Source organism: Mycobacterium sp. ML4, from assembly GCF_054515735.1.
On record NZ_JBTNSY010000020.1, the window covers coordinates 1 to 12,219 of the forward strand.

Sequence of the window (12,219 nt, forward strand, 5' to 3'; positions counted from 1 at the left end):
CTACGCTCGCGAGGAACATGTCAACGAACCTGTGGCTCCATTTCACCCGACACGGTCCGGACTTCACGCCTCCGGTGATCACCCGTGGGCAGGGCGTCACCATCTACGACAACCGCGGGAAGAGCTACCTCGACGCGCTGTCCGGGCTGTTCGTGGTGCAGGTCGGTCACGGCCGTACCGAACTGGCCGAAGTCGCTGCCCGCCAGGCGCAGACGCTGGCGTTCTTCCCGCTGTGGGGGTACGCCACCCCGACGGCGATCGAGCTCGCCGAACGCATCGCCGGCTACGCCCCCGGCGATCTCAATCGGGTGTTCTTCACCACCGGCGGCACCGAAGCGGTCGAAACCGCATGGAAAGTCGCCAAACAGTATTTCAAGCTGACCGGCAAACCCGGTAAGCACAAGGTCATTTCGCGCTCGATCGCCTACCACGGCACCACCCAGGGCGCCCTGGCCATCACCGGTCTGCCGAAGTTCACCGCGCCGTTCGAGCCCGTCACACCGGGCGGATTCCGGGTGCCCAACACGAACTTCTACCGCGCACCCGAAGCATTCCAAGCCGGTAACGCCGGCGATGAGAAGGCCTTTGGTCAGTGGGCCGCCGACCGTATTGCCGAGGCGATCGAATTCGAGGGACCCGATACCGTCGCCGCCGTCTTCCTCGAACCGGTGCAGAACGCCGGCGGCTCCATCCCGCCACCGCCCGGCTACTTCGAGCGGGTCCGCGAGATCTGCGACGAATACGACGTGCTGCTGGTCTCCGACGAGGTGATCTGCGCGTTCGGCCGGATCGGGTCGATGTTCGCGTGCAGCGACTTCGGCTACGTGCCGGACATGATCACGTGCGCCAAGGGACTCACGTCGGGTTACTCGCCGCTGGGCGCGATGATCGCCAGCGACCGGTTGTTCGAGCCGTTCAACAACGGCAATACGACGTTCCCGCACGGCTACACCTTCGGCGGGCATCCGGTGTCGACAGCAGTCGGGCTGGCCAACCTGGACATCTTCGAGCGCGAGAGCCTCAACGACCACGTCAAAGAGCAGTCCCCGGCGCTGCGCAGCACGCTGGAGAAGCTCTACGATCTGCCCATCGTCGGCGACGTCCGGGGCGGAGGATTCTTCTTCGGCATCGAGCTGGTCAAGGACCGGGCCACCAAACAGACCTTCACCGGCGACGAGCGTTCAGCGTTGCTCGGGCGGGTGTCGGCGGCCATGTTCGAGGCCGGCTTGTACTGCCGCACCGACGATCGGGGCGATTCGGTCATCCAGCTCGCCCCTCCGCTGATCAGCGGTCAGGCCGAGTTCGACACCATCGAATCGATTCTGCGCGGCGTGCTTACTGAGCTGAGTCCCGGCTAGCACCGAGCCTGATCGGTAGGCGCTTGAGCGAGTTGTTCAGGTTCGAGCGGATTCGCACCGGCTCGCCATTGAGCTCGATCGCCGGAAAGGCGGCCAGCAGCTCCTCGAAGAAGACGCGGCCTTCGAGCCTTGCCAGGTGGGCGCCGAGGCAGAAGTGCACGCCCATCCCGAATGACAGGTGCGGGTTGGGACGGCGGTGAATGTCGAAGGCCTGCGCATTGTCGAAGACGCTCTCATCGCGGTTGGCCGATGTGTAGTACATCGCCACTTTGTCGCCGGCTCTGATCCGGGTTCCGGCCAGCTCGGTGTCGACCAGCGCGGTACGCCGGAAGTAGTGCAGCGGGTTGTCGTACCGGATGATCTCTTCGACGGCTCCCGCGATGAGCGACCGGTCGTCCCGTAGCTCGGCCAGCTGGTCGCGGTGCCGCAGCAGGGTGAGCAGCCCCGAGGAGAGCATCCCCTTGGTGGTGTCGTTGCCCGCAGTGACCAGCTGGACGAAGAAGCCGCCGAACTCCAGATCGCTCATCGGCCGGCCGCCGAAGTCGCCGTTGAGAATCGCTGCGGTCAGATCGTCCGCCGGGCCGCTGCGCCGCCGCTCGGCGGCAAACTCGATGGCATATCCGGCCATCTCCGCCCCGCCGGCGCCGTCACCGTATTCCGGCCCCGCCAGCTCCGGGTCCTGACTAGAGGTGATGCGCTCGGCCAGCCCCTGCAGATAGCGCCAATCTTGTTGCGGCAGGCCGAAATACTCACCGATCACGTGCGTCGGCAGCGGCGCCGCCACGTCGTGGACAAATTCGACCTCACCCCGCTCGCGGGCCTGGGCCATGATGGCACGACATATCTGCCGAACCCGCTCCTCGAGCTGAGCTATCGCACGTGGCCGAAAATGCGCGGACAACGGCGCTCGATGAGCGTGGTGGCGTGGTGGGTCCATCGCCGCCAGCATGTTGCGCATCCTGGCCAGCGTCTCCGACGGCAGGTTTTCGATGACGATGCCGCCCTGGTTGGCCGAGAAAATCTCGGGGTGGCGGGCAACCTCGACCACGTCGGCATGACGCAACACCGCCCAGAAGCCTGGCTCGCCGTCCATCGGCTGCCAGTGCACCGGATCGGTGCGCCGTAGCACCGAGAGGGCCTCGTGCGGGACACCGTTGACAAAGGCGTCAGGGTCGGCGAGATCGACCAGGCCGGGGGCAGTGGGGGCGTTCATCCCAGCAGCACATCGGGCCGAGGCAGGCCGGCGGCCTCGCACAACGCCAGGTAGTTCGACAGGGTGCTGGATCCGTCGTAAACGCTCTCTACGTTGCCGTCGGCGTCGAGGTTGAGGTTGGCGCCGTAGATCTGGAACCACACGTGCGTGTCGTCCTCGAGTACCTGCAGGGTATGGACGGATCCTGCGGGTTCGTAGAGATACGAGCCAGCACGATTGACGTAGCTGTATTCACGGTATCTCCACGCTCCCGACGTGGTGTAGGCGTAGACCGGCCCGGTGTGTTTGTGCCGTTGCACTTCATAGCCGGCGCGGAACACGTTCTCCACGATCCATAACCCCTCCGCCGCCCTGACGTGCAGAACCTTCAACAGGGAGCCGTCGCCGACATCGACGAAAGGCAGTTCCCCCGCGCCGATGTGCACAGCAGGTGGAACATCGACCATGGTCATCGCGCACGCCTCCGGATAGATTCGGGTATCGACCGAATAATATACGAACTATAATACGTGTCAATGCTTTCGTGAATATCGGTGCGGCTCGAAGCTATCGCCAGAAGCGCCGCTTGACCGTCTGCCGTCCGCTGCCTGCCAGGGCCCGTTTGACGGCATCGACCGCCACCAGCAGCTGCCGGCTCTGCGGCCCGCTGGGGTGGGCGAGAAACCGCGCCAACGCGGCGCACAGCTGGTCCAGCGCCGCCCGCAACTCGGGATCGGTGGTGGCATCGCGATGCCGCTTGAGCTCGTCGAGCACCGCGTCGAGGCCCGAACGCCTGACTTGGGCGCCTTTTTCCACCTGCTTGAGCAGTTTGTCCAGCGATCGCGGCGGCACCGGCGCGCCGGCGGCCGCCTGCTCGGGTGCCACCTCGGCAAGCACCGGCATCGATCCGGCGGGCGTGGGCATCGCGAAGCCGCGTGCCGCCCGGGCAAAGCCGACATTCGTCACCCACCCCGACGGTTGCTCGACGGGCTGAACCACTTCCGTCAACGGCCCGGCATCGGTGTGTTCGGGGTCGACGGCGACGAAGGCGGTGAATCGCGACAACACCCCGAACCGCACCGAGTGCGCGACCAACGTGGCCGCCAGCTCGTCATCGGCGGAGTACGACGCGTACTCGTCCTCCAGGTCGCGGACCACCGAACGCGCCCACATGGTCCGCACCGCAACAGCTTCCGGTGCCACCCGGGCGGCCAGCGCCGTGGTGAACCCGCCGTCGGCCGTCACCTGGAAAGTAGCGGCCCCCGCACCGCGATACCGGCCGCCGATCACGCACGGTACGCCCGCGAACGCGTCGGGCGGCCGGCTGGGCGTCACGGTGCCGTCGAGGAGCGCGACTCCCTCCGCGCTCACCCGCACCGACGTCAGCGCCGGACGCCCGATGGTCCGGGCCAACCGCGCCATCGCCTCATCGAGGCGCTCCTCGGACTCGACCAACTCGGAGCGACCGCGCCCCAGCCCCGCGAGCCGGTCGAGAAACCCGGCGTTGACCGCGCGGTCGATACCCACGCAAAAGACGCGGGTCCGCCCGATGACCGGCGCCAACGTCCGCAACAGGTGGTCCTCGCCGGTGATCTGGCCGTCGGTCACCAGCACGATGCTGGCTTGCCGGTCTTCGCCGCACGCCGCCAGGGCGTGCGCCGCCCGGTACAGCGGTTCGGCCATCACCGTGCCGCCGCGGCTGTCCAGCGAGCCCAGCCACGACGCCGCCGCGAACCGGTTGCGGTCAGTCGCGTCGACCAGGCCGTCGCCCAGACCCGCCGGCGTGTCGATCCGGTCATCAAAAGCCAGGACGCAGAACCGGTCACCGGTGTCGAGCATGTCCACGATGCGTCCCGCGGCCCGGCGCGCGGCGATCATCTTCCAGCCGCGCATCGAACCCGAGCGATCCAGCAACACCACCACATCCCTCGGCGCACTCGACGTCCGCACCGGCGGCAACAGCGTCACCGACCAGGTGCCCTCCGCCCCGTTGGCGTCCGGGACCAACAGCGCCGACGACAGCAGTTCGCTGCGGTCGACCCGAAACCTGAGCACGAAGTCCCGGTCGGCGCGCGCACCCGGTTCGACCCGCAATCGCGTCAGACCGTCGGACTCGGTCACCCCGGTCGGCAACGATGACCGCAGATCGGACACCGCCAGGCCGGCGCTGTCAATGCTCAGCGAGATCTGCAGATCCGGGCGCTCGTCGGAGTCGAGGAGGCGCGGCGGAGTCACGCGGGAGGCATCAGGCACCGCATCGGTGTCCGGCGCCAACCCCGGCCCGGTCTGGTCGCCCGGGAGCGGAGTGCCGGCGGTGTAGCGGGGTGCGACCACCAGCGGGAACCGGAATGTGGCCTGGCCGTCCTCGAACGACAACGGCCCGGTCAGACGCATCTCGATAATGGCTTCCTCACCGGGGCCCAAATTGCCTACCCGCACCGAGAACACGTCGGAGCGGTCCTCCTCGACGATTGCGGCGCGCTGGCCGGACACCAGCGCCTGCTCATAATCCGCGCGAGCCTGCCCGCGTTCCTTCAGCACACCGACAACCCGCCGTCCGGCCAGATCAGCGGCAAAGTCGGTGACACCGGCGCGGGCCGGCAACGGAAACACATAGGTGGCTTCGATGGTCGTGTCACCGGCGTTGACGAAGCGCTGGCGGACAGTCGAACTGGCCGTCATGCCGACCAGCACCGTGTCAACGCTGAGCGCCTTCAGCGGCAGGGACCGGCCGTCGGCCGCGCTGAGCCGGCCACAGCCCGGGCGGCCGGTGCGGACCGGCTGGGCGGGTTCGACGGGAAGCAGGGGTAACAACTGAGAGCTCATTGAAAGTCCTTTCCGGGGTTGGCGAGCAGATCCAGCAGCGGGCCGGCGGCGCGGTGCAGCGAGGTAAGCGGCGGTAGCGGCCCGTCGACAAGCAACGTGACGGTGTCGGAAAGCCGAACGGCCTGCAGGCAGGCGACATCAGACGCGCCGACCGCAGCGGGAGCGTCGGGCACGGCACGCCAGAACGCGCTCGCCGCTCGGGAGGGTTCGAGGGCGGGCTCGAGATCACCCAGGCCGGCCGGGATGGCGCTGTCGGGGATCGCGGCCAGTTCCTCCGCCTGCGCCGCCGACATCGCCGCCAGGCGCTCGGAGATCTCGTCGAGCGATAGACCCTGACCCTGCAGCCGCTTGATCGCGACCAACCGCACCAGGTGCGTGCGTCCGTAGATCAGGGCCCGGCCGCGGTTTCCCGGGCGGGGCAGCAGTCCCCGCGAGGTGTAGTAACGAACCATCCGTTCCGCGGGTACGGCCTTGGCCTGGCGGTTGTCCGGCGCGGCGCCGGACGCCTGAACGGCGTGTGCTGCGGCGGCGGCGAATTCCGGCAGGGTCAGCAACTCCATAATATTTGACAGTGTCATATACGAATACGACACTGTCAAATATCGTCATGACCATCTGGCAACTTCCGTAACACCAGTCACAGCGCGGCGACCTGCGATCCCGGCCGCGATCCTTTAATCTGCTCAGCGATGCCCTTCACACGGACCTCTTTACGCGCCGCATCGTGCCTGGCCGCAGCCATTTTCACGATCAGCGGGTCGGGCGCGCTCGCCAACGCCGAGCCCGGTGCCGAGGTGAATCCGCAGGCCGCCAACTGCCCGTACAAGATCAACACCCCGCCCGCCGTGGACTCCTCCGAAGTGCCCCGCGCCGGTGAGCCCCCGCTCCCGCTGGCCCTGCCGCCGACGCCGATCGGCGGCAATGCGCTGTCGGGCTGCGGCATCATCGCCGCGCCGGATACTCCCCCGGTGCCGGGCGACATCTCAGCCGAGGCGTGGCTGGTTGCCGACCTGGATAGTGGCGCGGTCATCGCTGCCCGCGACCCCCACGGACGACACCGCCCCGCCAGCATCATCAAGGTGCTGGTCGCCATGGCCTCCATCAACGCGTTCAACCAAAACAAGACCGTCTCCGGCACCGACGACGACGCGGCCGCCGAGGGCACCAAGGTCGGTGTCGACGCCGGTGGCGTGTATACCATCAACCAGTTGCTGCACGGTCTTCTGATGCATTCCGGCAACGACGCGGCGCACGCGCTGGCCATGCAGCTCGGCGGCATGCAGCAGGCCCTGGAGAAGCTCAACGTGCTGGCCGCCAAGCTGGGCGGACATGACACCCGGGTGGCCACTCCATCGGGGCTGGACGGACCGGGGATGAGCACGTCGGCGTATGACATGGGCCTGTTCTACCGGTACGCCTGGCGCAATCCCGTCTTCGCCGACATCGTCGCGACCCGGACCTTCAATTTCCCGGGCCACGGCGACCATCCCGGCTACGAGCTGGAGAACGACAACCAGTTGCTCTATCACTACCCGGGGGCGATGGGCGGCAAGACCGGCTACACCGATGACGCCGGCCAGACCTTTGTCGGTGCGGCCAATCACAACGGCCGGCGGCTGATGGCGGTCCTGCTGCACGGCACCCGGCAGCCGATCGCGCCGTGGGAGCAGGCCGCGCACTTGCTGGACTACGGGTTCAGCACCGCGCAGGGCACTCAGGTGGGGTCGCTGATCGAACCCGATCCCTCGCTGGTGCCCACCAGAGAGAGCCCGGCCAACCGCGCCCCCGACAACAGGCAGGCCGCGGGGTTGATGTCCGCTGCCGACTCGTTGCCCATCCGGGTCGGGGTAGCCGTGGTCGGCACTGTCATCGTGTTCGGTCTGATCCTGGTCGCACGCTCGATGAACGGCCGGACACAGCACTGAAATTCAACTGCTCGACGCGCATTTCCCCGCTGAGCCGGACACTTTCGTATCGCTAGATAACGAATCCCTCAAATTTCCGCTGCATCAGCCATTTCGGGTGTACGTTCGCCGCGGATGAATTCACGAGTAAGGAAGCTGTCGATCACCCGCGCGCTGAGGCGAACGTGGCTGCTGCTGGCTGTCTTCATCGTGGCCCTCGTGGCGACACTGGGCATCTACCGCCTGCACAGCATGCTCGGCGTGCACCCGCTGCCCCCGATCAGGATCGCGGCCGACGACGACGTCCCGCAATTCGCCCCGAAAAGCGTGACCTACGAGGTCTTCGGCCCCGCGCCGACCGCAAAGATCTCATACCTGGACCCCGACGCCCGCGTGCAACGACTGGCGAGCGTGCCCTTGCCCTGGTCGCAGACCGTCACCACCGCCCTTCCCGCCGTCACTGTCAACCTGCTGGCGCAGAGCAACAGCGACCAGATCGGGTGCCGGCTGTTGGTGAACGGCGCAGTCAAGGACGAACGGTCTGAGACCGGGCCGAAGGCGTTGACTTTCTGTCAAGTGACGTCCGCATGACGCCAACGGACGGCACACCGGCATCCGCTCCCCCTTTACCATCTCGAATAATCCGCCGATTCGCGGTGCTCATCATCCTGCTGTGGCTGGGGCTCACCGCCGTCGTCAATCTCGCTATTCCGCAATTGGAAGAGGTCGGAAAAGAGCGGTCGGTATCGATGAGTCCCAAAGGCTCGGCCTCGATCGAGACCATCAAGCGTATCGGTCAGTTGTTCCACGAGTTTGACTCCGATTACGCGGTCACCATTGTGCTGGAGTCCGGCAATCCCCTCGGCGACGACGCTCACCGGTTTTACAACGAGCTGATGGGACGGCTTTCCGCCGATACCCGCCATGTCGCCCACATCCAAGATTTCTGGGGTGATCCGTTGACTGCGGCGGGATCACAGAGTGCGGATGACAAGGCCGCCTACGTCGTCGTGTATCTCGTCGGCAGCGACGAAACGGCCGCGTACAACTCCGTGCACGCCGTCCGGCACAGTGTGGAAAGCTTTCCGCCGCCACGTGGCGTCAAGGCGTATGTCACCGGGCCGACGGCGCTGAATGCCGACCAGGCGGAGGCGGGAGACAAAAGCATCGCGAGGGTCACCCTGATCACCAGTGTGGTGATCGCGGTGATGCTGCTTTTCATTTATCGATCGGTCGTCACCATGCTTCTGGTGCTCACCATGGTCGGCATCAACCTCGGCGCAATTCGGGGTGTTGTCGCTTTTCTCGCTTATCACCACATTTTCGGGCTCTCTACGCTGGCGGTCAGTCTTATCACCCTGCTGGCCATTGCGGCCAGCACCGACTACGCGATATTCATGCTCGGCCGCTACCACGAGGCGCGCTATGCGGGGGAGGATCGGGAAACGGCGTATTTCACCATGTTTCACGGGACCACCCACGTAATTCTGGGATCGGGCCTGACCATCGCAGGCGCCATGTATTGCCTCAGCTTCGCCCGCCTGCCCTACTTCAAATCGCTCGGGGCCCCCTGTGCCATCGGCATGCTGGTAGCGGTACTCGCCGCGGTCACGCTGGGCCCCGCCGTGCTGGCGGTCGCAAGCCTGATGGGACTATTCGAGCCCAAGCGCAGAATGAACACCCGGCGCTGGCGGCGGGTGGGAACCGCGATCGTGCGTTGGCCCGGCCCGGTCCTCGCCGCCACGTGCATCGTCGCGTTCATCGGTCTGCTCGCCCTGCCCAGCTATCGGACCACCTATGATCTGCGCAAGTTCATGCCGGCCAGCATGCCGTCCAATGTCGGTGACGCGGCGGCGGGGCGTCACTTCCAGCAGGCCCGGCTCAATCCCGAGGTGTTGTTGGTCGAATCCGACCACGACATGCGCAACCCGGTGGACATGCTGGTGTTGGACAAGGTGGCCAAAGCCGTCTTTCACAGCCCCGGAATCGCGCAGGTCAAAGCGATTACCCGGCCGCTGGGCACGTCCATGAAACACACGTCCATCCCGTTCATCATCAGCATGCAGGGCGTCACCAATGCCGAGAACATGCAATTCATGAAAGATCGGTTGGACGACATGGTGGTGCAGCAGCAGGCGATGGATCTGTCCATCGAGGTGATGCACCACATGTACGACCTGATGGGCCAGGTCATCGATAACACGGTCGATATGGACCACCTCACCCACGACATGTCGAATATCACCGATGCGCTGCGGGACAAACTGGCGAACTTCGAAGATTTCTTCCGCCCGATTCGCAGTTATTTCTATTGGGAGAAACATTGTTTTGACATCCCTGCGTGCTGGTCAATACGGCAGATATTCGACATGTTCGACAGCGTGGACCAGCTGAGCGAAAAGCTCGAACATCTGGTCAAAGACATGGACATATTGATCACTCTGCTACCACAGATGCGCGAGCAGATCCCGCCCATGATCAACACCATGACCATAATGCGTGACATGCTGGTCGTCTGGCATGGGACCTTGCAATCGTTCTACAAACAGTCGGAGATCAACAGCAAGGACCCGGGCGCGATGGGCCGCGTCTTCGACGCTGCACAAATTGATGATTCGTTTTATCTGCCGCAATCGGCCTTCGACAATCCCGATTTCAAGCGGGGCTTGAAAATGTTCTTGTCGCCCGACGGCAAGGCGGCGCGCTTCATCATCGCTCTCGATGGTGACCCGGCGACGCCCGCAGGCATTTCCCGCGTCGGGCCGATCAAGCAGGCGGCCACCGAGGCCATCAAAGGCACGCCGCTGCAGGGCGCTCTGGTCGCCCTGGGAGGCACCGCCGCGACGTTCAGGGACATTCAGGAGGCGGCTGTCTACGATCTGCTGATCGCCGGCGTGGCAGCGATCAGTCTCATCGTGATCATCATGATGATCGTCACCCGCAGCGTGATCGCCGCCGCGGTGATCGTCGGGACTGTGCTGGTGTCGATGGGTTCCTCGTTCGGCCTGTCCGTGCTGGTCTGGCAGGACCTTCTCGGGGTCGACCTGTACTGGCTGGTGCTGGCGATGTCGGTGATCCTGCTGCTGGCCGTGGGCTCGGACTACAACTTGCTGCTGATTTCGCGGCTCAAGGAGGAGATCGGCGCCGGCCTGAACACCGGAATCATCCGCGCGATGGCCGGCACCGGCGGAGTGGTGACGGCCGCCGGCATGGTGTTCGCCGTCACCATGTCTCTCTTCGTGTTCAGCGATTTGCGCATCATCGGGCAGATCGGTACCACGATCGGTTTGGGCTTGCTGTTCGACACTCTGATCGTGCGTTCGTTCATGACACCGTCCATCGCCGCGTTGCTCGGCCGCTGGTTCTGGTGGCCGCAACGGGTGCGCCCGCGCCCGGCCAGTCAGATGCTTCGTCCCCATGGACCCCGGCGGCTGGTGCGAGCGCTGTTGCTGACGCCCACCGACCGGTCACCTCAGACCCCGCTGCGATGAAGCGGCCGCTTACCTGTTTGCTGGTCGCAGGGCCTCGGACCGCGGGGCGCCCGCAGCCGCGACAGCGGCGAGCAGGGACAGCACCAGCACGACGAAGTCCGGCCAGATGGCGGAACGCTGCTGTGCGATACCGCCGAGGATCCCTCCCAGCACCGCGGACTCGACCGCTACCAGCGTCGAGCAGAAGCCGAGCAACGTCCCCCGGTGCTGTCCGGGCGCGACGATCGTGATCCACGACACCGCCGCCACGACGACGGCCTGAGCGGCGATCGTGGCCACGAAGAACACCGTGCCGAAGGCCCACACGCGGTCCCACTGTCCGGATGTCTGGGCGACGATGCACAACAGGGAGTTCACGGCGCTCAGCACGGCACTGCCCAGCAACATGCCACGCACGCCGAAGCGACCGTAGATCTTGCGCCACAGCGCCGAACCGAATACCAGCGCGACGCTGGACAGGATCACGAGCAGGTGCAGGCTGCCGGTCCGATCGGCGACACGCAAGGTGTAGAAGGTGGTGCCGAGGGCGACCGGAGCGAACAAAAGGTAGGTCGTCGCGTACCGGCGAAACCACGGCTGCGATCGCGCAACCACGAGACCCTGCCGGTAGGTATCACGCAACGACAGGCGGGCGGGCACCGAGTTCGACCGGAGTGGACCGACGAACAGCGCCGCGATGCCGGAGGCGGCGAGCCCTACCGCGCCCAGCCACAACAGATCACGATGCAACGCCATCTCATTGCCGTGGGCCAGCGCCGGCACCACCACCAGCGCGACGACGGTGGCCAGCACCGACCCGATGGCGCCCTGGGCCAGTAACAGCTCTCCGCGCCGTACCGCGCACAGTTTGGAGGCGATCATGTCGGTGTAGGCGATGCTGGAGATCGCAACAACGACTCCGCCTCCCGCGCTGGTGATGAGGAAAACCACGCCGACCAGGCGGCCATCCCAGGGGATCACCACATCGCACACGAAGAGCGCAGCCGCACTTGCCGCGATCGCGGCCAACAGCAGGTGCCGCATCCGGCCGGCCCGCTGCAGGACGACCGGCGACAACGAGTTCCCGATGATCGACCCGAGGCCGAATGCCGGAAACAGCAGCGCCGCAGCCCAGGTGATGCCCAGGTGTGCGCAGATGTAGGGCAGCACCACCGCGCCATTACTGAGCTGCATTCCGGCGGTGTAGAAGCTGCCCTGCGACAGCAGGCGCCCGTAGGGCGCGGTCTGTGTCGCGGGCACCAGCGCTGCCATGGCTGACCAGTTTATTGCCGTTGACCAGGCAAAACAATACTACGATCGGATGAAGGCGGGGGACGGTCCCGTTCCTCCGGTCGGAGGACGAAAGCGGTCGGCCATTTGCTCTTGTCCCGCATGTCACACTGTGATGCCGCTGGCGGCTGCTCCGCACTGCCGGGGTGTCGGCCCGTGCGGAGAGCGGTCGGTTCGGG

At 65.8% G+C, this 12,219-nt stretch carries 8 protein-coding genes and 1 pseudogene; 4 read left to right on the forward strand and 5 right to left on the reverse strand.

Annotated features, from left to right (window positions below; translation table 11 throughout):
- Positions 1-17: 17 nt before the first annotated feature.
- Complete coding sequence (locus ACX9NE_RS21420; RefSeq protein ID WP_459363156.1) at positions 18-1,358, forward strand: aspartate aminotransferase family protein; 1,341 nt, start codon at positions 18-20, stop codon at positions 1,356-1,358.
- Here ACX9NE_RS21420 and ACX9NE_RS21425 read toward each other — a convergent pair.
- The 4 genes from ACX9NE_RS21425 to ACX9NE_RS21440 form a co-directional block, all read right to left on the reverse strand.
- Entirely contained in the window at positions 1,336-2,571 is a 1,236-nt protein-coding gene (locus ACX9NE_RS21425; protein ID WP_459363155.1) for a cytochrome P450, read from the reverse strand. The genes ACX9NE_RS21420 and ACX9NE_RS21425 overlap by 23 nt on opposite strands.
- Complete coding sequence (locus ACX9NE_RS21430) at positions 2,568-3,023, reverse strand: 2,4'-dihydroxyacetophenone dioxygenase family protein (RefSeq protein WP_459363154.1); 456 nt, start codon at positions 3,021-3,023, stop codon at positions 2,568-2,570. The genes ACX9NE_RS21425 and ACX9NE_RS21430 overlap by 4 nt, the downstream gene beginning before the upstream one ends.
- Positions 3,024-3,117: 94 nt before the next feature.
- A complete protein-coding gene (locus ACX9NE_RS21435; RefSeq protein ID WP_459363153.1) occupies positions 3,118-5,376 on the reverse strand; it encodes a VIT domain-containing protein in 2,259 nt (752 codons plus the stop codon).
- On the reverse strand, positions 5,373-5,936 hold the full coding sequence (locus tag ACX9NE_RS21440) for a MerR family transcriptional regulator (protein ID WP_459363152.1): 564 nt from the start codon (positions 5,934-5,936) through the stop codon (positions 5,373-5,375). The genes ACX9NE_RS21435 and ACX9NE_RS21440 overlap by 4 nt, the downstream gene beginning before the upstream one ends.
- A 129-nt stretch (positions 5,937-6,065) precedes the next feature.
- On the opposite strand from ACX9NE_RS21440, the gene ACX9NE_RS21445 reads away from it, so the two are divergent.
- From ACX9NE_RS21445 to ACX9NE_RS21455, 3 genes are all read left to right on the forward strand, one after another.
- A complete protein-coding gene (locus tag ACX9NE_RS21445) occupies positions 6,066-7,301 on the forward strand; it encodes a D-alanyl-D-alanine carboxypeptidase family protein (RefSeq protein WP_459363151.1) in 1,236 nt (411 codons plus the stop codon).
- A gap of 114 nt (positions 7,302-7,415) precedes the next feature.
- Positions 7,416-7,871: an MmpS family transport accessory protein gene (locus tag ACX9NE_RS21450; RefSeq protein WP_459363150.1), complete on the forward strand. Its 456-nt coding sequence runs from the start codon at positions 7,416-7,418 to the stop codon at positions 7,869-7,871.
- Positions 7,868-10,771 carry an MMPL/RND family transporter gene (locus ACX9NE_RS21455; protein WP_459363149.1) on the forward strand — a complete coding sequence of 968 codons (2,904 nt, stop codon included), beginning with the start codon at positions 7,868-7,870 and terminating at the stop codon, positions 10,769-10,771. The genes ACX9NE_RS21450 and ACX9NE_RS21455 overlap by 4 nt, the downstream gene beginning before the upstream one ends.
- Positions 10,772-10,813: 42 nt before the next feature.
- Here the strand turns inward: ACX9NE_RS21455 and ACX9NE_RS21460 are convergent.
- Positions 10,814-12,010: pseudogene (locus ACX9NE_RS21460) on the reverse strand (MFS transporter); the annotation flags it as partial.
- Positions 12,011-12,219 lie beyond the last annotated feature (209 nt).

What these genes read in the sequence shown, in the direction of transcription:
- ACX9NE_RS21425 (WP_459363155.1), bottom strand. Translation starts at nt 2,571, where the DNA reads ATGAACGCCCCCACTGCCCCCGGCCTGGTCGATCTCGCCGACCCTGAC.
- ACX9NE_RS21445 (WP_459363151.1), top strand. Translation starts at nt 6,066, where the DNA reads ATGCCCTTCACACGGACCTCTTTACGCGCCGCATCGTGCCTGGCCGCA.
- ACX9NE_RS21420 (WP_459363156.1), top strand. Translation starts at nt 18, where the DNA reads ATGTCAACGAACCTGTGGCTCCATTTCACCCGACACGGTCCGGACTTC.
- ACX9NE_RS21430 (WP_459363154.1), bottom strand. Translation starts at nt 3,023, where the DNA reads ATGACCATGGTCGATGTTCCACCTGCTGTGCACATCGGCGCGGGGGAA.
- ACX9NE_RS21440 (WP_459363152.1), bottom strand. Translation starts at nt 5,936, where the DNA reads ATGGAGTTGCTGACCCTGCCGGAATTCGCCGCCGCCGCAGCACACGCC.
- ACX9NE_RS21455 (WP_459363149.1), top strand. Translation starts at nt 7,868, where the DNA reads ATGACGCCAACGGACGGCACACCGGCATCCGCTCCCCCTTTACCATCT.
- ACX9NE_RS21450 (WP_459363150.1), top strand. Translation starts at nt 7,416, where the DNA reads ATGAATTCACGAGTAAGGAAGCTGTCGATCACCCGCGCGCTGAGGCGA.
- ACX9NE_RS21435 (WP_459363153.1), bottom strand. Translation starts at nt 5,376, where the DNA reads ATGAGCTCTCAGTTGTTACCCCTGCTTCCCGTCGAACCCGCCCAGCCG.